The organism is Pseudomonas sp. C1C7 (assembly GCF_013359595.1).
GTDB lineage: Bacteria > Pseudomonadota > Gammaproteobacteria > Pseudomonadales > Pseudomonadaceae > Aquipseudomonas.
In genome coordinates, this window is sequence record NZ_JABFMP010000043.1 from 23,994 (window position 1) to 47,872 (window position 23,879).

Annotated in this window: 25 protein-coding genes; 14 read left to right on the top strand and 11 right to left on the bottom strand. The window is 61.7% G+C overall.

Annotated features, from left to right (window positions below; genetic code table 11):
- Positions 1-43: 43 nt before the first annotated feature.
- The 3 genes from HNO86_RS25910 to HNO86_RS25920 all read left to right on the top strand — a co-directional run bounded on the left by HNO86_RS25910 (position 44) and on the right by HNO86_RS25920 (position 3,654).
- Positions 44-1,291 (top strand): MFS transporter, encoded by a 1,248-nt coding sequence (locus HNO86_RS25910; protein WP_175379769.1) that lies wholly within the window; start codon positions 44-46, stop codon positions 1,289-1,291.
- Between the two features lie 181 nt (positions 1,292-1,472).
- Entirely contained in the window at positions 1,473-3,125 is a 1,653-nt protein-coding gene (locus tag HNO86_RS25915; protein ID WP_175379770.1) for a BCCT family transporter, read from the top strand.
- A 274-nt stretch (positions 3,126-3,399) separates the two neighbouring features.
- A complete protein-coding gene (locus tag HNO86_RS25920) occupies positions 3,400-3,654 on the top strand; it encodes a DUF2790 domain-containing protein (RefSeq protein WP_175379771.1) in 255 nt (84 codons plus the stop codon).
- 48 nt (positions 3,655-3,702) lie between these two features.
- On the opposite strand, the gene HNO86_RS25925 is transcribed toward HNO86_RS25920, so the two are convergent.
- From HNO86_RS25925 to HNO86_RS25945, 5 genes are all read right to left on the bottom strand, one after another.
- Positions 3,703-4,653, bottom strand: coding sequence for a LysR family transcriptional regulator (locus tag HNO86_RS25925; RefSeq protein WP_175379772.1), 951 nt, complete (start codon positions 4,651-4,653; stop codon positions 3,703-3,705).
- 108 nt (positions 4,654-4,761) lie between these two features.
- Positions 4,762-5,712: an aldo/keto reductase gene (locus tag HNO86_RS25930; protein ID WP_175379773.1), complete on the bottom strand. Its 951-nt coding sequence runs from the start codon at positions 5,710-5,712 to the stop codon at positions 4,762-4,764.
- A gap of 59 nt (positions 5,713-5,771) precedes the next feature.
- Positions 5,772-7,244, bottom strand: coding sequence for an efflux transporter outer membrane subunit (locus tag HNO86_RS25935; protein WP_175379774.1), 1,473 nt, complete (start codon positions 7,242-7,244; stop codon positions 5,772-5,774).
- An 18-nt stretch (positions 7,245-7,262) separates the two neighbouring features.
- Positions 7,263-8,756, bottom strand: coding sequence for a DHA2 family efflux MFS transporter permease subunit (locus HNO86_RS25940; RefSeq protein WP_175379775.1), 1,494 nt, complete (start codon positions 8,754-8,756; stop codon positions 7,263-7,265).
- A 2-nt stretch (positions 8,757-8,758) separates the two neighbouring features.
- Positions 8,759-9,874 (bottom strand): HlyD family secretion protein, encoded by a 1,116-nt coding sequence (locus tag HNO86_RS25945; protein WP_175379776.1) that lies wholly within the window; start codon positions 9,872-9,874, stop codon positions 8,759-8,761.
- Between the two features lie 213 nt (positions 9,875-10,087).
- On the opposite strand from HNO86_RS25945, the gene HNO86_RS25950 reads away from it, so the two are divergent.
- Positions 10,088-10,714 carry a TetR/AcrR family transcriptional regulator gene (locus tag HNO86_RS25950; RefSeq protein WP_175379777.1) on the top strand — a complete coding sequence of 209 codons (627 nt, stop codon included), beginning with the start codon at positions 10,088-10,090 and terminating at the stop codon, positions 10,712-10,714.
- A gap of 4 nt (positions 10,715-10,718) precedes the next feature.
- Positions 10,719-11,237: a G/U mismatch-specific DNA glycosylase gene (gene mug / locus HNO86_RS25955; protein ID WP_175379778.1), complete on the top strand. Its 519-nt coding sequence runs from the start codon at positions 10,719-10,721 to the stop codon at positions 11,235-11,237.
- On the opposite strand, the gene HNO86_RS25960 is transcribed toward mug, so the two are convergent.
- From HNO86_RS25960 to HNO86_RS25980, 5 genes are all read right to left on the bottom strand, one after another.
- Positions 11,231-11,752 (bottom strand): cytochrome C, encoded by a 522-nt coding sequence (locus HNO86_RS25960; RefSeq protein WP_175379779.1) that lies wholly within the window; start codon positions 11,750-11,752, stop codon positions 11,231-11,233. The two genes, mug and HNO86_RS25960, sit on opposite strands and share 7 nt — an antisense overlap.
- A 253-nt stretch (positions 11,753-12,005) precedes the next feature.
- Positions 12,006-12,527 carry a methylamine dehydrogenase light chain gene (locus HNO86_RS25965; protein WP_175379780.1) on the bottom strand — a complete coding sequence of 174 codons (522 nt, stop codon included), beginning with the start codon at positions 12,525-12,527 and terminating at the stop codon, positions 12,006-12,008.
- Between the two features lie 18 nt (positions 12,528-12,545).
- Positions 12,546-13,172: a methylamine dehydrogenase accessory protein MauD gene (gene mauD, locus HNO86_RS25970; protein WP_175379781.1), complete on the bottom strand. Its 627-nt coding sequence runs from the start codon at positions 13,170-13,172 to the stop codon at positions 12,546-12,548.
- A 5-nt stretch (positions 13,173-13,177) separates the two neighbouring features.
- A complete protein-coding gene (locus HNO86_RS25975; RefSeq protein WP_175379782.1) occupies positions 13,178-13,717 on the bottom strand; it encodes a MauE/DoxX family redox-associated membrane protein in 540 nt (179 codons plus the stop codon).
- A gap of 11 nt (positions 13,718-13,728) precedes the next feature.
- Positions 13,729-14,880, bottom strand: a complete 1,152-nt coding sequence (locus HNO86_RS25980) for an amine dehydrogenase large subunit (RefSeq protein ID WP_175379783.1) — start codon at positions 14,878-14,880, stop codon at positions 13,729-13,731.
- 440 nt (positions 14,881-15,320) lie between these two features.
- Between HNO86_RS25980 and HNO86_RS25985 the strand changes: the two genes are divergently transcribed.
- Both HNO86_RS25985 and HNO86_RS25990 read left to right on the top strand, forming a co-directional pair.
- On the top strand, positions 15,321-15,614 hold the full coding sequence (locus HNO86_RS25985; protein WP_175379784.1) for a DUF1778 domain-containing protein: 294 nt from the start codon (positions 15,321-15,323) through the stop codon (positions 15,612-15,614).
- A complete protein-coding gene (locus tag HNO86_RS25990) occupies positions 15,572-16,093 on the top strand; it encodes a hypothetical protein (protein WP_175379785.1) in 522 nt (173 codons plus the stop codon). Before HNO86_RS25985 ends, HNO86_RS25990 begins: the two co-directional genes overlap by 43 nt.
- Positions 16,094-16,235: 142 nt before the next feature.
- Here HNO86_RS25990 and HNO86_RS25995 read toward each other — a convergent pair whose 3' ends face one another.
- On the bottom strand, positions 16,236-17,717 hold the full coding sequence (locus HNO86_RS25995; protein WP_175379786.1) for an ATP-binding protein: 1,482 nt from the start codon (positions 17,715-17,717) through the stop codon (positions 16,236-16,238).
- A gap of 343 nt (positions 17,718-18,060) precedes the next feature.
- On the opposite strand from HNO86_RS25995, the gene HNO86_RS26000 reads away from it, so the two are divergent.
- The 7 genes from HNO86_RS26000 to HNO86_RS26030 are packed head-to-tail and all read left to right on the top strand — an operon-like array spanning position 18,061 to position 23,814.
- Complete coding sequence (locus HNO86_RS26000; protein ID WP_175379787.1) at positions 18,061-19,224, top strand: acyl-CoA dehydrogenase family protein; 1,164 nt, start codon at positions 18,061-18,063, stop codon at positions 19,222-19,224.
- 45 nt (positions 19,225-19,269) lie between these two features.
- Positions 19,270-19,641 (top strand): hypothetical protein, encoded by a 372-nt coding sequence (locus HNO86_RS26005; RefSeq protein ID WP_175379788.1) that lies wholly within the window; start codon positions 19,270-19,272, stop codon positions 19,639-19,641.
- A 3-nt stretch (positions 19,642-19,644) separates the two neighbouring features.
- The gene (locus HNO86_RS26010) at positions 19,645-20,115 is read left to right on the top strand and encodes a nuclear transport factor 2 family protein (RefSeq protein ID WP_175379789.1); all 471 of its coding nucleotides are present in this window, start codon (positions 19,645-19,647) and stop codon (positions 20,113-20,115) included.
- Complete coding sequence (locus HNO86_RS26015) at positions 20,112-21,233, top strand: amidase (protein ID WP_175379790.1); 1,122 nt, start codon at positions 20,112-20,114, stop codon at positions 21,231-21,233. Before HNO86_RS26010 ends, HNO86_RS26015 begins: the two co-directional genes overlap by 4 nt.
- 49 nt (positions 21,234-21,282) lie before the next feature.
- A complete protein-coding gene (locus HNO86_RS26020; RefSeq protein ID WP_175379791.1) occupies positions 21,283-22,566 on the top strand; it encodes a Rieske 2Fe-2S domain-containing protein in 1,284 nt (427 codons plus the stop codon).
- Positions 22,563-23,063, top strand: coding sequence for an aromatic-ring-hydroxylating dioxygenase subunit beta (locus HNO86_RS26025; RefSeq protein ID WP_175379792.1), 501 nt, complete (start codon positions 22,563-22,565; stop codon positions 23,061-23,063). The genes HNO86_RS26020 and HNO86_RS26025 overlap by 4 nt, the downstream gene beginning before the upstream one ends.
- A 10-nt stretch (positions 23,064-23,073) precedes the next feature.
- Positions 23,074-23,814 carry an SDR family NAD(P)-dependent oxidoreductase gene (locus HNO86_RS26030; protein ID WP_175379793.1) on the top strand — a complete coding sequence of 247 codons (741 nt, stop codon included), beginning with the start codon at positions 23,074-23,076 and terminating at the stop codon, positions 23,812-23,814.
- Positions 23,815-23,879 lie beyond the last annotated feature (65 nt).

A 23,879-nucleotide genomic window follows, 5' to 3' on the forward strand; every position in this document is an offset into this window, starting at 1 on the left:
TAACACCCAGGTCTCACATTTTCTTCTTTTCGGAATCGGCATCGTGTTTGGACTGACGAAGACGTTCGGCGCGCTGTATCTGGCCAGCCTGATGATGCAGCTGGGATCGATGCTGCTGATGACCTTTCTGGCCTTGCGCCTGAATGTTCTGGGCGCATCGGAAACCGCGGGCGGCGCGTTGATGGCCGCCAATGCCCTGGGCATGGTGGTGGGCGGTTGGGTCGGGCGCAGCCTGATCGCGCAGGTGGGGCATATCCGCACTTATGCGGCCTGTGGCGGGATCATTGCAGCGGCGGTGTTGGCCCATGAATTCAGTACCGCGTTGCCGATCTGGCTGTTGCTGCGGGCACTGGTGGGGCTGGCGATGATGTGCCAGTTGATGGTGCTGGAAAGCTGGCTCAATGATCAGGCCAAAACCGAACAGCGCGGCGGTGTGCTGGCGTTGTACATGGTCGCCTGTTACGTGGGCATGATGCTCGGCAACCTGGCGCTGAGCCTGGATGAAGGGCTGGGTGTTCGCGCGCTGCTCGGCGTGGCCATGGTGTTCGCCCTGAGTTCGGTGCCGGTGGCGCTGACCCGCAGCGTGCATCCGACAGCGGTGCCGGCGGCGTCCATCGATCTGCGCCTGTTTCTGCGCAGGATCCCACAATCGCTGGCGACCGTCCTGGTGTCGGGCATGCTCAACGGTGCCTTCTACGGACTGGTGGCGATTTACGCGAGCAAGCAGGGACTGGCCACCGCCGAGGTCGGGCAGTTCATGGCGTTGTCCATCGCGGCCGGACTGTTGGCACAGCTGCCCCTGGGCTGGCTCTCGGATCGCTTGCCACGGGCCAGCCTGATCCGCGCCGTGGCGGTGTTGTTGATCGTGATCAGCCTGCCGCTGGCGTTTTATCAGCATCCTTCGTTCACCACGTTGTTGTGGTTTGGCGCGGGTGTGGGCTTTTTGCAGTTCTGTCTGTATCCGTTGGGCGTGGCGCTGGCCAACGACAACATGGAACCCACCTTGCGCGTTTCGCTCTCGGGCATGCTGCTGATCACCTTCGGCGTCGGCGCCTGCGTCGGGCCACTCATCGCGGGTGCACTGATGCAGTACTTCGGTGCATCGAGCATTTACTACTTCTACGCAGGCTGTGCGCTGCTGCTGGCGCTCTGTGTCGGCCAGGCGAAAGTCACCGGCAGGTACCTGCAAAAAGACGCGCCGTTGCAGCATCCGGTGACGCCCAACGGGATTGCCAGCTCTAACCTGGTGGCGGTGTGTGAGCCTGCTGTGGAGTGCACGGATCAGCGTTGAACGAACGGATTCATTGATGCGTTTTTCTCATGAGTCGGTGACGAAATATGGTTTGAAGGAGGTTCGGGATTCAATCATCTTGGCCATGCTGCCAAAACCGAGTTAGACCGGAATTAACCTGCAGTCAAAGTCCTGCAATACAGCAATTACGCCCTTAAACAAAAACAAAAGGGGAAAAACAATGCGTGCTCAATCCGGCATGTTGAAAGGCCTCAATCCGACTGTGACAGTGGCTTCCATCGTGGGAGTTGTCATTTTCGTATTATTTTGTGCATTTAAAGACGAACAGGCAGCCAAGGCCTTCGAAGCCGCTTCCGCGTTTATTCTGCATAACTTCAAGTGGTATTACCTGGCACTGATCAGTGGTGTACTGGGTCTGCTGCTGTACATCTCCGTCAGCCGTTTCGGCAACCTCAAACTGGGCGGTGAACATGACCGACCTGAATTCAGTTTCGCCTCCTGGATCGCCATGCTGTTCAGCGCCGGCATGGGCATCGGCCTGATCTTCTGGTCGGTGGCCGAACCCATGCTGCACTACGCCGACAACCCGTTCTCCAAGGGTTTGACCGACGAATCGGCGACCATGGCGATGCGCATCACCCTGTTCCACTGGGGCCTGCACCCTTGGGCGATCTTCTCCATGATCGGCCTGAGCCTTGCTTACTTCGCCTATCGCAAAGGCCTGCCGCTGGCGCTGCGTTCGCTGCTGTACCCGCTGATTGGCGATCGCATTTACGGCTGGATCGGGCATGTGGTCGACATCATGGGTGTGATCATTACCGCCTTTGGTGTTTCCCAGTCGCTGGGTTTGGGTGTCGTTCAAATCAATACCGGTTTGCATAATGTTTTTGGTGTGCCGGTCAGTGTTGCGTTGCAGTTGTCCATTATTCTGTTTGTCAGTGTTGTGGCCTGTATTTCGCTGGTTGCCGGTTTGTCCAAAGGCATGAAGCGTATATCGACGCTTAATATGTATCTGTCGTTTATTTTGATGTTTGCGGTACTTGCTCTTGGGCCGACCCGTTACATTCTTAACTTGATGTTTGAATCCACCGGGGACTATGTACAGAACATCGTCGGTTTGAGTTTCTGGATGGATGCTCAGAAGGACACCGAATGGCAGAATTGGTGGACGGCGTTCTACTGGCCTTGGTGGATGACCTGGGGTCCGTTCGTCGGGCTGTTCATTGCGCGTATCTCCAAGGGCCGGACTATCCGTGAATTGGTGATCGGTGCGCTGGTGGTGCCGACGATGGTGACCATTCTGTGGATGTCGGTGTTCGGTGGTGCGGCGTTGAAGAACGAGCAGCAGGATCGCCAGGCGTATCAGGCATCCGTCGCAACCCAGACTGTGGACCAGCAACAGCCGAAGTTCGAAGGCGGCACCGTGTTGCTGGCTACCAAGAAAGAGACTACGGCGGCGATGTTCACGCTGTTGCAGAAGCTGGATGGCCAGACCATTGGTGCGGCGTTGTCGATCCTGGTGTGTGTGTTGCTCGGGGTGCACTTCGTGACCACGGCGGATGCGGGGACCCAGGTGTTGTGCACCTTGTGCGCGCTGGGCAGCACCAATCCGCCGAACTGGATCAGGTTGTTGTGGTGCATTCTGGAAGGGGCGATTGCGGCGGGGTTGTTGCTGGCCGGTGGGCTGAAGGCGATTCAGATGGCGAGCATTGCGGCGGGGTTGCCGATTGCGATGCTGTTGCTGGTGATGTCGTATACGTTGATTCACAGCTTGCGGCGGGAGATGCCTGCATCGCCAGCGTGGACGCCTGCACCGGATGTGATGGCTCAGGTAGCTCAGCGTCGTGAGCCACTGAAGGCAACAGCGGCCTGACCCCATTCATGTAGGAGCTGCCGCAGGCTGCGATCTTTTGATCTTGTTTTTAAAAGATCGCAGTCGCTGAAAAGCTTTTTTGATCTTCAAAGGCAACGTCAAAAGATCGCAGCCTTCGGCAGCTCCTACATTCAGGGAGTCAACCGAGGGAATGAGCCGTCATTCTATTCCCCCGCATTTCGACAACAGTGTATGTCCAACACCTCTCTGTTTAGCCCCGTCCCAAAGCCCTAGCATCGTCTCCAACAACCCAACCAACGAGACGGTGAACAGCATGAACATCTCGAAAATCGCAATCATCCTTGCCTTAGGCAGCTTCGGCACCCAAGCCTTCGCCGAAGAAAACAAATCCCCGGTCGAGCCCTACACCTACGACTCACATCTGGACATCAAAAAGGTCATCACCATCACCGACATCCCCAACAACATCTGCGGCCCGGTCCCGGCGCAAATGACCTATGAAGACTCCAACGGTCAACGCCACGTGATGCAATACCAGGTCATGGGCAACGGCTGTTCCAACGGTTGATCCGCGTGCGGACGATGGAGGGTCGACACTCCATCCGGGCGTGCGGTTTCAGTCGGACCGCTTCAACTTTTTCGACGCGCAGGCAATTTTTTCATCAGCAGCCAACAACCCGGGCACGTAGTCCTTCAGGAACTCCACCCAGGTTTTTATTTTTGCATCGACGAATTTTCGCGAAGGATAGATGGCGAACAGGCTCAACTCTTCGAATTGATAGTGCGGCAATACCCGCACCAGGGCGCCGGATTTCAATCCCGCAACGGCAGACGCCACCGGCTGAATACCGATCCCCATGCCATGGATGAGGGCAATGGTCATGGCGTCGGCGGTGTTGATCTGAAAGGGCGACACCGGAACGCTGATGGTCTGCGCGCCTTGTGGCCCGTCGAACACCCAATGCTCCACCGGCATCGGCGTGTTCACCATTCTCAGACAGTCGTGTTCGCGCAACGCAGCCGGCGTGTCGGGCATTCCGCGTTTTTCCAGGTACTTGGGCGAAGCGCACAGAATGCTGTAGGTAGTGCCCAGCCGCTGGGCGACAAACCCCGAATCGGGCAGGTCCCGGGCCAGCACGATGGACATGTCGAAACCCTCCTCCAGCAGATCGGGCAGCCGGTTGGTCAGTGTCAGGTCAAACTGCACCGAGGGATGAGTCTCGCGGTATTTGGCGATGGCATCGATCACGTAATGATTGCCGATGGCCGACATCGAATGAATCTTCAGGCGCCCCACGGGGGTGATCTGCGCGGTTCCCGCTTCTTCCTCCGCTTCACGCAACTCTTCCAGAATCCTCTCGCAACGCAGCAGATACCGCGTGCCGGCCTCGGTCAGGGCCAGGCGTCGGGTGGTGCGGTTGATCAGGCGCGTGCGCAATCGGGTCTCCAGGCTCGATACGGCCTTGGAGACGTTGGTCGTGGTGGTGTCCAGCATATTGGCCGCTGCCGTGAAGCTGCCGCTCTGGGCCACCGCCACGAAAAATCGCATGGTCTGGAACACATCCATCGCTTTCACCTCTAGAAGGACGCCGCAGATTATAGGGTCTGGCGCGAACAATGATTCGCGAGGGCAAAAAAAGAGCGGCTGTTTGAAGAGCCGCTCCGCCGTCAGGCATCAGTATGTGGGTGAAAGGAACAGGTGAACGCCGTTTTCCGCCACCGAGTTGAAGCGTATCTGCGTAGTGATGTCCTGGCGGATCTCATGCATTGCCCGGTGGGGCAGGGTCGAGATGTCGATGTTCTGCTGGATATGGCTCAGGGACGTGGAGGTCGTCAGGAACGCCGTGCCACGCTGCACCGCCCAGGCCAACGCCACCTGCGCCGGAGTCTTTTGCAGACGCCGGGCCATCTGGTTCAGCACCAGGTTTTTCGCGATTTTCGGCTCCAGCCCATGGCCCAGAGGTGCATAGGCCTGAAACACGATGCCGTGCTGCTGGCAGAACTCCAGCAGCTCCCATTGCGGCAGATAAGGGTGGGCTTCCACCTGCACCACGGCGGGCTTGATCCGCGCCACGGCGAGCACTTCCTGCAAGGCCGGCAGGGTGATGTTGGACAGCCCGATGGACTTGCAGCGGCCCTTGTCCACCAGGCGCTCCATGGCCCGCCAGGTGTCGATCAGGGTCACGCCCGAGTCGTAGAGCACATGGCCGAAGGCATCCATGGGGTACTGCTCGTCACCGGCCCGGAAGGCGAACGGCGTGTGGACCAGATAGCAATCGAGGTAGTCGACCTGAAGTCGTTCAAGGCTGGCCTCGAAGGCCGGCAAGACCCGCTGCGGATGATGATTGTTGTTCCACAGCTTGCCGGTGATGAACAGCTCTTCGCGCCGTGTCTTGCCGGTTCCCAGGAAGGCCTTTAGAGCTTCGCCCACTTGAGCTTCATTGCCAAAACGTTCGGCACAATCGAGCAGGCGAAAGCCGCTTTGCAGGGCGTGGGTCACGGCCTCGGTGGTGACGCCGGGATCTTCGAACAAGGTGCCGAAACCCACGGCGGGCAGGGTGCCCGAGCCGTTGTTCAGGGCGTATCGGGTGATGGGCAGTTCATCAAAAAACGGTTCGTAGGACATATGTACTCCGGCTTTGCCGACCGCCATCGCCAATGCGAAAGCGGTCTTTCAGGGATGAGTTACTGGTACGACGGGCTGCGCGTCTCGCGACTGGCAAGCTTCTGGTCGAACACGCCAACAGCATTGCCGCCCAGCGCCACATACAACTGCACGGTGTCGAGGTACTGCGCGGTCTTGGCGCGGATATGCCCCAGCAATGCCTGCTCGTAGGCCCGTTCCGCTTCCAGCACCTGAAGGATGCTGTTCTCGCCCTGGGCGTAGGCCTGCTGGTTCAGGTGAAAGCTGGTCTGGGCGGAGCGCAGTGCGTCGTCCTGGGCGCGGAATTGCTCGGCGTCATGGTTGATGGCTTGCAGCGTGTCGGCGACCTGGCCGAACGAGCTGATCACCGTCTGTTGATAGCCGGCCAGGGTCGCGTTGTAGCCCTCGACCGCGGCCTGGCGTTCAGCCTTGAGCGCGCCGCCGTTGAAGATTGGCGCGGTGATCCCGGCCGCGAAACCCCAGAGCGCCGCGCCACCGTTGCCGGACGCGGCCTGGAGGAGAGAGGCCGACAGCGTCACCTTCGGATAAAGGTTGGCGGTCGCCACGCCCACGGCGGCGCTGGCGATATGCAGTTGGGCCTCGGCCTGCTGGATATCCGGCCGGTTGCGCGCCATCTCCGACGGCAGGCTGACCGGCACGTTGCCCGGCAGGGTGAACTCGGCCAGATCGAACTGCGGCGCGATCCAGTCCGCCGGACCTTTGCCGGTCAGGATCGACAGCGCATGGGTGGCGGCATCGCGCTGCTGGGCCAGGGGCGGCAACAATGTGCGGTCCTGAGCCAGCCGGGTTTCGGCCAGCGAGACATCGATCTGCGTGGTAGCACCATTGAGATGCGCCGCGCGCACCAGTTCAAGGTTTTTCGCGTCGTTGGCCAGCAGCTTTTCCACGGCCTTGATTTGCTCGTTGGCAGAAGCCACCAGCAACGCCTGACTGGCGACGTCGGCGGTCAGGGTCAGATACGCGGCGTCGTAGCGACGTTTTTGCAGATCAGTGAACGCCTGCTGTGCTTCGACTTCGCGCTTGATGCCACCGAAGACATCCAGATCGAAACCGACCCGAGGCCCGATGGCATAGAAGTTGGAAATCGAAGGGTCCTTGGCGTTGTGCACCCGCTGGCGACCGGCGGTGGCGCCGAAGTCGACCTGCGGATACAGCGCGCCTTCGGCGGCGGCCACGGAAGCGGCAGCCTGGCGAATGGTCGCGTCGGCGGCGACCAGTTCCAGGTTGCCGTCGATGGCCCGGCGCATCACCTGATCGAGCTTGGGCGAGCGCAGGGCCGACCACCATTGTCCGGTGATGTTCTTGCCAAACTGAATGTGCTGCTCGCCGTTGTGGCCAAGGCTTTGTTCGGCCTGTTGGTCATAGTGCTGCGAGGTGCTGTCGGCCGGGGCCTTGAAGTCGGGGCCGACGGTGCAGGCGGCGAGGAACACAAACACCGACAAGGCACTGAGCTTGGCGGGGAATGGCGTTTTGAACGAATGACGGGATTTCATTTGGCACTCTCCACGAAGCTAGTTGGTCGGAACGGGTTTGCGAAGAAAGACAACCAGCGGGCTCACGACGAGCATCGCCACCATCAAAATCTTGAACTGGTCGATTACGGCGATGAACGCGGCCTGATGGGTGATCAAGTGGTTCAGTCCTTCCAGCGACGGCAAGGCCAGCGACACGCCATGGCCCACGCCGTGATAGGGCGTGATGTTGGCGCCCAGTGCCTGATGCATCGCCTGGGTGTTGTTGAAGAAGTAAATCTGCACGATGGCCACGCCCAGGGTGCTGGCGTACGCCCGCAGCAGGTTGTAGAGACCGGTAGCTTCTGGGCGCATCGCAGCCGGCAATGTGCTGAACGCCACTTTGGCCAGCGCCGCCATCGACATGCCGATGCCGAAACCCTGCAGGGCGCCGGCAATCGCCACCGGTGGCCAGTCCATCAGCGGCGAGTAGCCGAGCATCAGCCAGTTGGCGTAAGTCACCAGCGCCACACCGATGGCCACGAACAGCCGGCGGTCGAAACGCTCCGGCAGACGCACCGTCAACAGGAACGCACCCACCATGCCCGCGCCACGCGGCAGGGTCAGGGCGCCGGTGGTGTCAGGCGGGTAGCCGAGGATTTCATCGAGCATCGGCGAGGTCAGGGCCATGGTCGACAGCAGCACGAAACCGATGGCGAAGAAAATCAGCGTCGACAACACGTAATTGCGATCACGCAACAGGCTCTTGTTGAAGAAATGCACCTTCTTGGTCAGCACGTGCACGAAGAACCAGTACGAACCCAGCGCACAGGCAATGGCCTCGATCCAGATTTCCGGCGAGTCGAACCAGTCCATGCGTTCGCCACGGTCGAGCAGCATTTGCAGGCTGATCAGCGCCAGGGTGAAGCTGGCGAAGCCGAAGAAGTCGTAGGCCGGGGCCTTGTCGGCTTTCTTCTCGGCCAGCAACAGCGCAATCACCATGAAGATGTAGGCCGACAACGGCAAGCTGATATAGAAGATCGGCCGCCAGTCGAAATGCTCGGCGATCCAGCCGCCGATGGCCGGCCCCGTGGCGATGCCCAGCAGCACCACGGCCGTCAGGGTGGCGCCGAATTTCATGCGTTTTTCCGGTGCCAGCGTTTCCAGGGCAATCCCCATCGAAAGCGGGCCCAACACCCCTGCGGCCAGACCCTGGACGATACGGGCGCCGATGAACTCCAGCGGCGTCGTCGAAACCGTCGCCAGCAGCAGACCCAGCATGAAGAACGCCAGTGCCGTCTGATAAACCCGCTTCAAACCGAAGCGGCCGGCGAGCCACTGGGCAATCGGCAGGGTGATGGCGCTGGCGGCCAGGTAGGCGGTGAAAATCCAGCCCGCCTGGTCGTCGGTCATCGACAGGCTGCCTTGAATCAGCCTGAGCACCGCATTGGGCAGCGGCAGGTTCGCCGACTGCATCCAGGTCGCCAACAAAGCGGCAAACCTGAGCGAGCCTGCGACACCCGTGCTTGGAATCGCTTGAGTGTTGGCGTTCATCACTAGTTACCTGCGGTCAGCAACGACTTGAGCGGGCTCCACCACGGCGAGCGATGGCCGGTATCGACTTTCACGGTGGCGCTGGTGCCCGAGAACAGCGGCAGGGCAGGGTCGATTTCATCCAGTTCCAGGCGAACCGGAACCCGCTGAACCACCTTCACCCAGTTGCCGGTGGCGTTTTCCGGCGGCAACAGGGAGAAGTCCGAACCGGCGCCGGGGCTCATGCTGGTGACGTGGGCCTTGAACACGCGATCGGGGTAGGTGTCGATGCTGATGGTCGCTTCCTGGCCCGGGCGCATGTGGGTGACCTGGGTTTCGCGGAAGTTGGCCTCGACCCAGATCTCGTGATCGGAAATCAGCGCAAAGGCTGCCGCGCCGTTGTTCAGGTAATTGCCCACCTGCAAGTCATCGACCTTGGCGACGATGCCGTCGGCCGGTGCATAAACGGTGGCGTAGGACATATACAGCTGCGCCTCGTCGAGTTGCGCCTTGGCTTCGCGTACCGTCGGGTGGTTGTCGGCGTCGATGTTCGGGTTGCCATTCAAGGCGACCACGGTGCTGGCGATCTGTTGTTCGATCGAGGTGATGCGCTGGCGGGAAATCTTCAGGTCGGTTTCGGAACGCTCATAGATGGACTTGGACACGAACTCGGTCGCGACCAGGGCCTTTTTGCGGGCGAATTCCTTCTGGTCGAAGTCGGCGGATTCCTTGGCCGATTGCAGATCCGCCTGCTGCTGGCGATAGCTGGCCTTGAGCCCGTCGATGCGCAGCCGCGCCACATTGAGCTGGGCCTGGGCGCGATCAATGGCGATCTGCAGGGGCTTGGGATCGATGCGAAACAGCACCTGACCCTTGTGCACCTGCTGGTTGTCCTCGACGGCGATTTCCACCACCTGTCCGGAAATTCGCGCATTGATCGAAGCCTTGGCCACCCGGGCGTAGGCGTTGTCGGTGGTGACGAAGGGCTCGCCGGCCACGTATTTGCCGTAGCCGATGACGGCAGCCAGAGCCGGTACGCCGAACATCAGCCAAGGGCGCAGTTTTTCCTTGAGTGGTTTCTTGATCCGCTGCGGCTGCTCGAAGTTCTGCGAAGCGGGGATGTCGAACTGTTGGGTCATGATCGATACACCTCAAAACGAATAATTGCTGTGAGAAAGCAAACCCGTGCGCGGTGGGGAGGGTTGCTCCGCCGCACTCGTTTCGTCGCCGCTATAGCCGTTTTGAGCTGTGCTTCAACAAACGTTCAATTGAAGGAACTTCTGGTTCCTTAATTTTGTGCGATGGTGTAAGAATATCCCTGCATTCACCCTTCCACAAGGATTTTGTACGACATGGCACAAAATAAAGCTTCCGAAGGCAAAGGCCGTGGCCGGCCCCGCGCCTACGACCCCGAAACAGCGCTGCAGCAAGCGCTTGGTGTGTTCTGGAACACCGGCTATTCCGGCGCCTCCCTGGACAGCATCGCCCACGCCGCCGGCATGAACCGGCCGAGCCTGTATGCCGCGTTCGGCGACAAACACGCGCTGTACCTCAAGGCGCTGGAGCAGTACTGGGCAGTCGCCCACGCCGACATGCACCAGGCGCTGGCGGACGACGAACTGCCGTTGCGCGAGGCACTGACCCGCTTCTATGAAGGGCAGCTGTCGATCTATTACTCCGGGGAAGGCCAGGCCCGTGGCTGCTTCGCCATCGGCACGGCGACCACCGAAGCGGTGGAGGACCCGCAAATCCGCGAAGTACTGGCCGACCGTCTCAGCCGCCTCGATGCCGATCTGGAAGTGCGCTTGCGCAAGGCCGTCGAGTCCGGCGAATTGAAGGACGATGTGGATGTCGGCGCGCTGGCGGTGCTCGCGTCATCGTTGCTGCACAGCATTTCGATTCGCGCCCGGGCCGGTAAACCCCGTGAAGAACTGAGCGAGCTGGCGCGCAATGCGGTCAACCTGATCTGTGGCGGGTGAGGGCATGAACCCGGGGCTCGAGGACATTCTGAGCGAGGGGCTGGCGGTGGTGTTCTGCGGGATCAATCCCGGCCTGCTCGCCGCCGCCCAGGGCCATCACTTTGCCGGGCGCGGCAATCGCTTCTGGCGCACCTTGCATCTGGCCGGGTTTACGCCTGAGGAGGTGCGTGCGGAAAACGACCGGTCGATCCTGCAGTATCAATGCGGCCTGACCGCCGTGGTCGAGCGACCGACGGCCCGGGCCGATCAACTGTCGAAACAGGAGTTTCTGGAATCGGCGGCACGCTTTGAAAGGAAGATCGCCCGTTATGCGCCGCGTTGCGTGGCGTTCCTGGGCAAGGCGGCGTATTCGGCGTTATCGGGGCAGCGGGAGGTGGCGTGGGGGCTACAGCCCAGGACCTTCGGCAATGCGGCGGTGTGGATATTACCCAACCCGAGCGGCCGGAATCTTGCGTTCAGCCAGGCTCAGCTGGTGGACGCCTATTGCGCGCTCAGGCAGGCGACGATCGGTGGCGATCAGTAATTCATGCCGTCGTCGATGGCGATGCCTTGGGCACGCATGGCCTTGATCAGCTCGCCCCGGGTGCCCGGCAGGTTGAGCATGGTCTCGGCGCGCAACGCGGCGACTTCATCGGCGGTGTAGGGCTGGTAGTGCTCGGGCATGCTCTCGCCCGCCATGCCGTCTTCGCGCATCAGCCAGTTGAGCAGGTCCGCCAGTTGCGCATTGTTCAGCGCCGACTGCGACATGCCTGGCACACGCACCAGAAATTCGCGGCCACCGGGGACTTTCAGAAAGTTGCCGACAAAGCCTTTCATGCGCGGCGTGTCGTTGGCGGCCGAACCCGTGCCGTCGCCCAGATGGCAACCGGCGCATTGCAGCTGGTAGTTCACGCCTGTGCTGTAGCCGGCCTGGCTGATCGGGGTCTGCGGGGATTCGTTGCCCGGTGCATGACCCTGCTTCGGGTTGGGAATGGCCCGGGCGTGAGCGAACGGGGTCGTCATGAGGCAGACCAGACCCAGAATCAACAACCTACGCATGACGAACACCTCTGCAATCGATCTTGTTTTGTGTAGCAGCTGGCGCAGCCTGCGTCCGGCTGCGCAGCAGTCGTAAAACCAGAACACGCGGTCTTTCAGCAGGACCGTGCGTGCAGGGTTTACGACTGCTGCGCAGTCGGACGCAGCCTTCGGCAGCTGCTACAGGGATGGATGTTGTGGTGGAGTTTTGTGGCATTGCCGACGTTCCCGGAAAAATAAACCGCCGGTTGCAGAACAACCGGCGGTGAATCGCTTAAACCGCCACACCCCGAATGATCGAGACGGTGCAGTGGTAGATGTGCGATTTGGCGGCCAGGCACCAGTTCACGTCGTTGTTGTTGAACGGGCGGTAGGCCGGTTCTTCACTGTCGTTACGGGTACAGGCGCACTGGGCGCAGCTCTGCTTACCGCAGCAGTCGTTGTACGAAATGATGTAGTCCTTGCCGTCGGCCGGGTTGCGGCAGGTGCCGATCCAGGTCACTTGCGAGGCCTCGGTGCCCGGTGGGCAGGAGGTCACCGAACCACCGCAGCAGCTGCACAGAAAGCCGTCGATGGAGCAGTAGCGCCAGTAGTCGCAGCTGTTCGGATCACCTGGGTCACCGGCTTTCGGATCGGTGGCGGCCAGGGCCTTGCTGGTACGGTCCAGCGGCAGCAGCAGGGGCAGGGCGGCACCGGCCACCATCAGCGAGCCCATGCGCGACAGCAGTTTGCGGCGCGAAGTAGTGTCGGCAACACGGCGCGAGGAGCGCTCGAACAACAGATCCAGCAGTTTCATGAAGGTCTCCCTGCCTTATCAGTGGCTATGGCCGTGGCTGTGGTCGTGAGCGTGGTCGTGAGGCTGAGCGTTGAGGTACTGCTGCAGCGTCGCGTGCTTGAGGTGTTCCACCTCGAACAGGCTGTCCAGGTGTTCGCGGGAGTTCACCAGGCCTTTGGCGCGCAGGGTGCCGGCCTTGTCGATCAGGGCGGCGTAAGGCAGCTTGCCGATCTGGTAAGTCATGCCCACTTCCGGACCGACCACGTAGGTGGCGTCTTCGAGTTTGTGTTCGCGGATCAGCGCTTGCTGGGCGTCCATGTCGCCGTCGCTGACGAATACCACGTCCAGGCTGTTTGCCTGTTCCTTGGCGATGGATTTGATCGCCGGCAGCAGCGACTTGCAGATCGGGCAGGTCGGCGAGAGGAAGAACAGCAGTTGCGATTTCTCACCGGCGTAGCCGAAGTTCACCGGACGACCCTTGCGGTCCGAAGCAGTGATTTGTGGAGCCGGTTCGTTGACCGCCACGCCCTTGTCGACCATCAGCGCGCCGGCCGGAGCCAGGCGACCGTGCAGTACGCCGATCTGACGGACCAGGCCCATGACGACGAACGCCACGGCCACCAGCAATACCCAGAGCAGAACGTTGGAAACTATCAAGCCTTCCATTTTGATTACCTACCAATCAATTTGAGCAGAAGAGGGGAGTTCGCCAGCAGGCCGTCGGCCGCGGCGTAGATGAGCAGGGCGACGGCGGCAGAGGCCAGCGTCACGAAGCCATCGAACACAGTCATGTCGCGAAGCACCGGTGCCACGCTGGCCAGCAGCGCCAGGGCCACCAGCACGCTGTTGCGCAGCAGCAGAACCGGACGCAGCGGTTGCGCCTGGTCGGGACCGGCACAGCCGCAGTCGATGTCGCGACGACCGCGCCACAGGTTGATGCCGATGGCGGCGGCGTACAGCGCCAGCAGGCTGGCCGCGCTCAGGGCTGCCCAGTGCCGGCTGACCGGCACCAGCAGGGCGAAAGCGATGGCCAGTTCCAGGAACGGCACCAGGCGTGCAACAGGGCGCACCAGCGCTTCGGGCAGCAGCTGGTAGTCGCCCAACTGCCGTGCGAAGCGCGCCGGTGCCCGCACCTTGTGGGTCGCGGCACTGGCCAGCAGCACCGCAATGGCGATGGCGCTGGCAATGATGAAGATCGGATCTGATTGCATGGCCGAACCTCTTAGTAGCTCATGACCTGAGTCGCGGTTTTCGCGACCTTGGCCATGGCACCGGTGTGCTGGTTGGTCTTGAGGTCGAAGATCTGCAAGCCACCCTCGACGTCAGCACCCAGCAGCAACGGTTTGTCGTCGCCGGTCGCCTGCATGCTCCAGATCGGAGCCGGGGCTTCCAGGGTGCCGACTTTCTTGCCGGTCTTGAGGTCATAGGCCCAGATCAGGGTGCTCGGGTCTTCCCACTTCATCGCTTCGTGCGCGTCATGCATCAGCACGTACAGGCGATTGAGCTTCGGCGCGACCGCCATCAGCTGCCAGCCGCCCGGCGCCCAGCCCGCTTTCTTTTCCTCGTCGGTGGTCAGCGACCAGCTCGGCAGGATCTTCGGTGCATCGCCACTGAAATCCACGGCGCGGATGGTGCCGGTGGTGGTGGTGAAGTAGTAGGTGTCGCCAACGTTGACCGCGCGCTCCACCAGTTTTTCCGCGTTCGGATCAAAGAACGGCGTACGGCTGCGCGCGGTTTCCTGGCCCTGATCGTTGAGGGTCACCACTTGCAGGCTGCCGTCGCCGCACAGCGAGGCGAACTTGCGCTTGCCGATCGGATAGTTCAGTACGCAGCCTGGGATCGCGATTTCGGTGGCGACGGCCTTGGTCTGGGTATCGACAACGGTCACCGAAGTCGACGGGGTGAAGTTGTAGATGTAGACGAAACGGTCATCGCCGCTGGTCTTCAGGCCGTAGCGCTGGGTCAGCGACTCGGCGCGCTTGTTCGGAATCAGCACTTCCCAGGCCGGCGACAGGGTCGAGGTGTCCCAGGCGGTCAGCACGTCGGTGCGGGTGCCACGGGTACCACGGGAGTACCAGATGTCGGCGGCGTAAATGGTCTTCTTGTCATGGCTCAGGGCCGAAGGCGCGGCGAAACCGGTAGGCACCATGCCCAGCACGCGTTTCTGGTCAGGGTCGACCACGGTGACACGACCGGCGACGAAGCTTTCGAACTCCACATCCACGACAAACGCGCGGTGCGGCTCGGCCGGGAAAGCCAGGGTGGTCTGGCCGATACCGGTGTCTGCGGGCAAATCCGCACGGGCACTGTTCAAACCGAGTACAAGCAGGCTCAGGCCTAGCGCTGACTGTACGGAGATCCTGTTTGTTCGCATAAGGGGAACTTCCTGAATTGTTGGTAACGCGGATCGCGGGTGAGTGGGCAGATTTTGACCATTGAATAGTGCCTCGCCCGGCAATCGGGGGAATTGCGCTGCCTGCCAAGAGATTGTGTATCTGTGCCAGTGTCATGAAACTTGTGGTGGGGGGTGGTAAGGCGGGGGATTGAGGGGAATTCGGAAGCGGAAGATGCAGTGCCGTATATCTGGAAGATATACGGCGTGTAGACACTAGCTACACAAGCGTCGTAGAGTCGATGGCACTGCCTTCGGGAGAATTCACGATTTCCAGCGTTTGAAACGTGTTTTGAAAATCAGGCCCGAGACGCTCCAGCATTCTTGGGGAGTCATAAAATGAAAAGTAATCGCATGGTTGATGCGTTAGCTCCTTAGCGGATCCATGCTAAAAATCTGCGCCCTCAGATGGGAAAAGAATCATGTCCGCTACAACCGAACGCCTTGAAAAGTCCAAACCCGTTCCAATCAACATGAGGACGGACGAAAAGAAACGCAGCCTGATCGATCTGGCCGCTGCCATGTCCGGTCGTGATCGAACCAGTTTCATTCTGGAAGCGGCTTGTCGGAAAGCAGAAGAAGTCATTCTGGAAAAACGTTTGTTCCTGCTTGACGACGATGCATTTGACGCATTTGAACAGGCCATTGAGGCGAATCCGCTCCGAGGTAACGAATGTCTTCACCAACTTCTCGAACGTCCAAAACGGTGGAGTTGAGTGCTCCGGAAAGACTCAACGACCGGCACCTCTTCGAAGGGTTCGACTCGGGCGAACCCTCCATCAATGAATACCTTCTGAAGCAGGCACGCAAGGCGCAGGCCGCCAAACACGCGGTTGTCTACGTTTGTCGCCGCAAAGGAACACAGACCGTCGCGGCTTACTACACCTTGTCGAGCGGCTCCGTTGCACGCGCCAAAGTCGTTCCGAAAAATCATCAACGCAACTCACCCAGCGTTCATCCGGTCACTCTGCTGGGCCGCATGGGAATAACGCTGGAAGCTCAGGGGCAAGGTTTTGCAATCGACTTGCTGCAAGACGCCATCGAGCGGGTCATTTCAGCATCTCAATCCATCGGGTCCAGCGCACTTATTGTTCATCCGCTCAATGAATGCCTCTCGAATTTCTACATCAAGTACGCAGGGTTCATACCTTGTCCGGGAATCACGCCCATCACATTGATGTTGCCGCTTCGGTAGCTCTGTATTGCGCACAGCATTTCTTCAGGGGCTGTACCTTCTACATCAATGTCGCCTGACACTCCGCCTTCGCGGGCAAGCCCGCTCCCACAATGGACAGCATTTCTTCTGTAGGAGCTGCCGAAGGCTGCGATCTTTTGCTTTAAGGCGCAGGCGTCAGGGGCAGGGTGAAGCTGAACACCGCGCCGCAAGGCTCAAGGTTCTGTGCCCAGATATCACCCCGATGGCGGCCGATGATGTTTTTGCACAGGGCCAGGCCGATGCCGTTGCCGCTGACTTTGGACGAGAAGAAGCCGTCGAACAGTTTTTCCTGGGCCTCGGCCTGTATCCCGCGGCCGCGGTCTTCGATGCGCACCAGGGCCATGCCGTTGTCGGTGCTGGCGTGGATGCGCAGCACGCGGCGTTCGATGGGCAGGTCGGCCATTTCTTCGATGGCGTTGAAGGCCAGGTTGAGGATGACCTGACCGATCAGCACTTTCTCGCAACTCACCAGCAGCGGCCCGGGGGCGGTGATGACATCCACCTTCACCAGGCTCGGGTCGGCGCGCAGGCTGATGAAGTAACGGGTTTCGCGCAGCAGTTCATTGAGGTCAATCAGCTCTTCGCTCTGCTCCAGCTTGACCACGTATTCGCGCACGCTCTTGATGATCACCGAGGCGTGCTCGATCTGCCGCACGGCGCTCTGCAGGCCCCAGGTGACACCCGCGTCGACGCCGCTCGCATTGCCCAAACGAATCACCGCGCCTTCAATGAAATTGCGCGTCGCCGCCAGGGGCTGACTCAGTTCATGGGCAATCGCCACGGCCATCTCGCCCATGGCGTTATAGCGCGCCAGGTACTCGAGCTTCTGCTCGCTGACCCGCCGCGCCTCTTCGGCCTGCACCTGTTCGGTGACGTCGCGGAACAGCAACAGATGCCCGTTCAGATCGTCCTCGATTTCAATGAAACGACAGGTCGCATCATGCCAGCGCCACTCGCCGTCGCGCCGCTGCACTTTGTAATGCACGCTGAACGGCAGGTGCTCGGGCGTCTCCGCCGACAGCTGCTGCAGCAAACGCTGACGTGAGCCTTCATCGCACCAGGCGAGGAAATTCTTGCCGATCAGCTGGCGTTCCGCGCCGTTGAGCAGGTTCGCGCCGGAGTCGCTGATAAACCGGATCTCACCCTCCGGCCCCAACACCGCCACACCCTCGGCCAGATCCTGCATGAACGCCTTGAGCCGGCTTTCGAAGCGCTTGAGGTCGCGCTTGACCTTGTCTTCCTTGGAAATGTCGCGGAACTGCACCATCAGCACATCGCGACCTTGCAGGTGCACCAGGGTCGCCACCGCCTCGGACAGAATCTCCACCCCCTGTTTGGAGCGGTAGCACCACTCGATGGCGCGCTGCCCCGTGCGCGCCGCGCCTTCCAGCCAGCGCAAACCCACCGAGCGCCGGTACTTGGGCGCATCGCGGGTCATGTCCGGGGCCTTGAGCGGGGTCAGTTCCTCGAGGGTAAAGCCCAGCGCCGACAGGGCCGCGGCGTTGGCCCAGAGAATCTCCTTGCTGTGGGCATCGTGAAGAATGATGCACAGCGGCATGGCTTCGATCAGGGTGAAAAAGTCGTTCTGTTCAGGCACGTACATCGCACAGCCCTTGAAGGCAGGGGTTGGGGACCGGTTGAACCGGAAGTATGGCTTTTTATACCGGCTCGCGCCGGGGGATGCGCTCAGAGGTAACCGGGGGCGATCTAGGGGTTTTCTTTAGGCGGGGGGCTGCACGCACCAATAGTTGCGTTCGGGCGGCGTTTTTACACTGGGCTCCAATGCAGGGCACCCCGTTCCCTGTAGGAGCGAGGCTTGCCCGCGAAGAACGATGACGTGGTCTACCAGACAGACCGAAGCGCCTGGTTCGCGGGCAAGCCTCGCTCCCACGGAAGCAGAGATGCGGTGTCGCCCCACCTAACAATAAGCAAAACGGAGAAAGCCCATGCTGCGTTCAGCGGTCGCGCAACAAGACGCATCGATCGGCGTTGACGACAATGGCGTCGATAGCCTCGCCTTCGCCCAGGTCCTGGAAGAAGTGCGTCAGCGTCGCGACGAATTCGACAGCCGCTCCCATGTGCCACGGGACATGATCGAGCGCTTCAAGCAGGTGGGCATCTACCGTGCCGCCACGCCGAAATGCTACGGCGGCGACGCCCTGGCGCCGGCGCGTTTTCTGGAGATGATCGAACGCATTTCCGAAGCCGACGGTTCCGCCGGCTGGGTCGCCAGTTTCGGCAGCGCCGGCGTCTATCTCGCCGCCTTGCCGCCAGAAACCCTGGCCGAACTGTACGCCGACAGCCCTGACCTGGTGTTCGCCGGCGGCCTGTTCCCGCTGCAACCGGCCGAAGCGGTCGACGGTGGCTGGCAGGTCAACGGCACCTGGAAATTCGCCAGCGGCTGCAAGGGCGCCGACCTGCTCGGCGTCGGCATCGGCGCGGCGGGCGGCAAGCCTCGCACCGCGGTGTTCCGTCCGGATCAGGTGGAAATCATCGAAAACTGGGACGTGGTCGGCCTCAAGGGCACCGGTAGCCACGACCTGCGCGTGACCAACAAGCACATCGACGAGCGCTGGACCTTCATCCGCGGCGGCGCCGCGACCATCGACGAACCGCTGTTCCGCTACCCGTCGATCGCCTACGCCGCGCAAGTGCTGGCCGTGGTCAACCTGGGTCTCGCCCGGGCGGCCCTCGACGAAATCAGCCGCATGGCCAACGGCGGTGGCATCACCGGCGCGCCGAAGCTGTCGGACCGCGCCTACGTGCGCATCGAAATCGCCAAGGCCGAAGCCAAGCTCGCCGCCGCCCGCAGCTTCTTCTACGGCACCACCGAACAGGTGTGGCAATCGATCCTGGCCGGCAACCCGGTCACGCCCGAGCAGACCAGCCAGCTGCGCCTGTCGGCGATTCACGTGTCCCAGGCCGGCGCCGCCGTGGTGCAGAGCGCCTACAACCTGGCCGGCACCACCGCCATTTACCTGCGCCATCCGCTGCAACGCTACCTGCGCGATTCGATGGTGGTGACCCAGCACGCCTTCCTCAGCGAAGGCCTGTACGACGGCGCAGGTTCGGTGTTCCTCGGCGTGCCGCCATTCCCGGGCTACATCTGATTCCAGCCTCAACTGTTTAGAGCCACTTATTCAAGGATTCACGTCATGACCCAAGCTACCCAGGAACCGTTGCGCGTCGTCTTCTGCATCGGCATCACCCAGAACTTCTTCGACTTGCCTACCGGCGAAGGCCTGGCCGTCTGGAAAGGCTTCAGCAAAATGATGGCCGATCTCGGCGCGATGCCTGGCATCACCGTGCTCGGTGCGATGGACGACGACCGCCTGATGGTCGGCCCGTCCACCACCTCGCCGTGGACCGTGTACATCATGGCCGACGTCGACTGCCATCAGTCGGTGATTGATGCCTGCAACCTGTTCCGCACTACGCCTGTGAACGAATACAGCCTGTGGCGCTACGCCAAGGTTGAAGCACGCATCGGCCGTCCGCTGACCATCCCTGATGCGGCCAAGGTGTAAGCCATGAACGAGGCCTTGCTGCAGCGTCTGGCGACGCTCGAAGGGGAAAGCGCAGTGCGCCGCCTGATGGCGCGCTACATGGACCTGTGCGATGTGCCAAGGGCGCAGGCCCTGGTCAGCGAGCTGGCCGAGCTGTTCTGCATCGACGCGATCTGGGAAGGCATCGGCACCCAGACCGCGCAGACCTTCGGTCAACATCGTGGGCGCGAGGCCGTGGCCGCGTTCGTCGGCGGCTACCTGCCGCCGTCGGATCACTTCCGGCTGAACCTGCACTACCTCACCAGCGAGTCGATCCTGGTCGACGGCCAGAGCGCGCAGGGGCAGTGGATCATGCAGCAGATTTCCACCTACGCCGATGGCCGCAGCGAGTTGTTCGGCACCCGCCTGAACATCGATTTCCGCTGCGTCGACGGCACCTGGCTGATCGCGCATTTCCGCACCCAACGTCTGTTCAATCAGGGGCTGAACGCATGAGCACCTTCATCAGCGAATTCCTCCTCGGCGGCAGCGGCAAGCGCGTTGCCATCAAGGACTCCATCGACATCGTCGGCTACCCGACCCGTTCCGGCAGCCGTGCCTTCGCCGATGCGCCGGCGGCGACGAAAAACGCCGACGTCGTGGACGCGATTCTCGAAGCCGGCTGGCAGATCGTTGGCAAGACCAACCTGCACGAGCTGGCGTTCGGCGTCACCGGCATCAACGACTGGACCGGCACCCCGATCAACCCGCAGGCCCCTGACCGGGTGCCGGGCGGTTCCTCCAGCGGTTCGGCGTCGGCCGTGGCTGCGGGCCTTGCGGACATCGCCATCGGCACCGACACCGGTGGTTCGGTGCGCGTGCCGGCAGCCTGCTGCGGCGTCGCCGGGCTCAAGCCGACCTACGGCCGGGTCAGCCGTGTAGGCGCCCATCCGCTGGAATCGAGCCTGGATTGCGTCGGCCCGTTCGCCAGGACCATGGACGATCTGATCGCCGCCATGCAGGTCATCTGCCCGGGCTTCAACGTGCAGGAGTTGCCAGGTGACGGCGCAAAAGTCGGCTTCCTCGACGTAGCCTGCGATGCGCATCTGCAAGCCAGCCTGGGCGCGGCCGCCGATCGCGCCGGCTGGCGTCGCAGCCACCTGCAACTGAGCGAATTCGAAGCGGCGTTCGTTGCCGGCCTGACCGTCATCAATTTCGAAAACTGGGCCGCGTTCGGTCACCTGACCGGCAAGGGCCTGATCGGCGCCGACGTGGAAACCCGCCTGCTGGCGGCTGCCCGTACGACCCGTGAAGAACTGGCCGAGGCCGAAGCCGTGCGCAGCCGCTTCACCCAACAGGTGGATGACGCGCTGCAAGACTTCGCCGTGCTGCTGTTGCCGACCCTGCCCACGCTGCCGCCGACCCTCAGCGAAGCCCGCGCCGGCAGCAAGGCGGTGGCCGGCATGACGCCGCTGGTGCGCCCGTTCAACTTGAGCGGGCATCCGGCGTTGACGGTGCCGGTGGAACTCGATTGCGGCGGGCTGAAAGTCGGCCTGCAGATCGTCGGTCGCAAAGGTCAGGACGAAGTGGTCTGCGCCTTCGGTGCGCAACTGCAACAGAGCATGGTCGGTTAGCCCCCGGCTCCATAACCCAATCATAAAAAGAAGCCATGAGGAGAACCGCATGAGCACTCATGAATACCGGCTGATCGCGACGTCGAAAAGCCCCGAAGAGCTGGTCCAGCACGACCGCGTCGACGTCTCGCTGTACAACGATCCGGCGCTGTTCGAAGCCGAGCTGGAAAAGATTTTCTACCGCACCTGGGTGTGGGTGGCCCACGAAAGCGAAGTGCGCAACAGCGGAGACTTCAAGACCGCCATGGTCGGCCGTCGTCCGGTGATCGTCGTGCGCGACAAGAAGAACAACATCAACGTCCTGGAAAACCGTTGCCGCCACCGTGGCGCCACCGTGTGCGAAAAGCACAAGGGCAACGCCACCGGTTTCACCTGCCCGTACCACAGCTGGTCCTACGGCCTGGACGGCAAGCTGCGCGCGCTGCCGTATCCGGACGGTTATGAAGGCATCCTCGAAAAGTCCGAACTGCCGCTGACCAGCCTGCGCGTCGAAAGCTACGCGGGCATGATCTTCGCCAGCTACAACGACGACATCGAACCGCTGGAAGACTTCCTCGGCGGCGCCAAACACTGGATGGACCTGTTCATGAAACAGGGCGCCGGCTACCCGATCAAGACCCAGGGCGAACACAAGTTCAGCTTCAAGGGCAACTGGAAGATCCAGCTGGAAAACACCACCGACGGTTACCACTTCCCGATCGTGCACAAGTCGTTCATGTCGTCGGTGGATGAAGAGACCTCGGAAATGCTCTCGTTCATGACCGACGAGCAGGCCGTGACCCACTCGCTGGGCAACGGCCACAGCGTGATGGTGATGGTGCCGGAGCACGTCGATCTGGATCACGACGACGGCACCGAGCAGTTGCAGGAACGCTTCGCTCACGTCACCGAAGAACTGTCGAAAACCATGCCGCCGGAGCAGGTACGCCGCATCGTGCGCTCGCTGCACGGCGCCGGTTTCAACCTGAACCTGTTCCCCAACATCGCCATGTCGATGTCGTTCTTCCGCGTGCTGCGTCCGGTGTCGGTCACCGAAACCGAGATCCGTCACGTGGCCCTGGGCATGGACGGTGGCCCGGAAATCGCCAACCGCGAGCGCATGCGCATTCACGAACACTTCCAGGGCCCGTTCGGCTTCGGCAGCCCCGACGATGCCGAGGCCTGGGACCGCGTGCAGCGCGGCTCCTATGCCGGCGTTGACGCGCCGATTCTGGTCAACCGCGGCCTGAACCGCGAAATCACCGCTGAAAACGGCGACAAAGTCAGCCACGCCACCGACGAAGGCGGCATGCGCGGTGCCTACGACATGTGGAAAAGGATGATGAGCCAATGAGCAATCACGACACCCTGAACGGTTTTTCCGGCCCGCTGGCCCAAGCCATCGAATTCATCTGGCGCGAAGCCGAGCTGCTGGACCACAAGAATTACGCCGAATGGGCGACCCTGTGGAGCGAGAGCGGCAAGTACATCGTGCCGATCGACCCGGACACCGAAGACTTCGAGGCCACCCTCAACTACGCCTACGACGACGCGCGCATGCGTGACCTGCGTATCGAACGCCTGACCGCCGGCTACTCGCCGTCGGCGGTGGACGCGGCGAAAACCATCCGCACCGTCTCGCGTTTCCGCCTGGTGGAAGCGGCCGGCGACATCGTCGAAGTCAACTCGGCGCAGTTGCTGTACGCCTACAAGCGCGGCGTGCACACGCCGTTCGTGGCTGACCTGAACCACCGCATTCGCTTCACCGACGGCGTGCCGAGCCTGGAGCGCAAAGTGGTGCGCCTGATCAACTCCACCGACAGCCTGAGCGCGCTCGGCTTCCTGCTTTGAGGGCAACATCATGAGTCGAGTAGCCCTGGTAACGGGTGCTTCGCGCGGATTGGGCGAGTGCATCGCCCGCCGTCTGCATGCAGCCGGTTATCGCGTCGGCCTGGCGGATGTGCGCCTTGATGGCGTTCAGCAGCTGGCCGCCGAGCTGGATGGCAGCGGCGCCACTGCACTGGCCATTGAATTGGATGTGCGCAGCAAAGCCGACTTCCAGCGTGCTCGCGATGTGCTCGCCGAGCGCTGGGGCGGCACCGACATTCTGGTGAACAACGCCGGGGTGTCGAAGGTCGCGGCGCTGATGGACATCACGCCCGAAGAGTTCGACGAGTCGATGGCGATCAACCTGCGGGGCACCTTCGTGGCCTGTCAGGTGTTCGGCGCGCATTTCGCCGAGCGTGGCTTCGGGCGTATCGTCAACATCGCCTCCCTGGCCGGGCAGAACGGCGGCACCGCCACCGGCGCGCACTACGCGGCGGCGAAGGGCGGCGTGGCGACCCTGACCAAGGTCTTCGCCCGTGAGCTGGCGCCTCGCGGCGTGACGGTCAACAGCATCTCGCCGGGTCCGCTGGACTTGCCGGTGGTGCGCGAAACCGTGGCGCCGGAGCGTCTGGAGCAGATTCTGAAGATGATTCCGGCGGGCACCCTGGGCGATCCGTCGTACGTCGCCGACAGCGTCCTGCTGCTGATCGCCGAGCACGCCACCTCCGTAACCGGTGCGTGCCTGGACATCAATGGCGGCCTGTTCATGCGCTAGATGCGATGACCCCTGTAGGAGCTGCCGAAGGCTGCGATCTTTTGATCTTGATCTTGAAAAGCAAA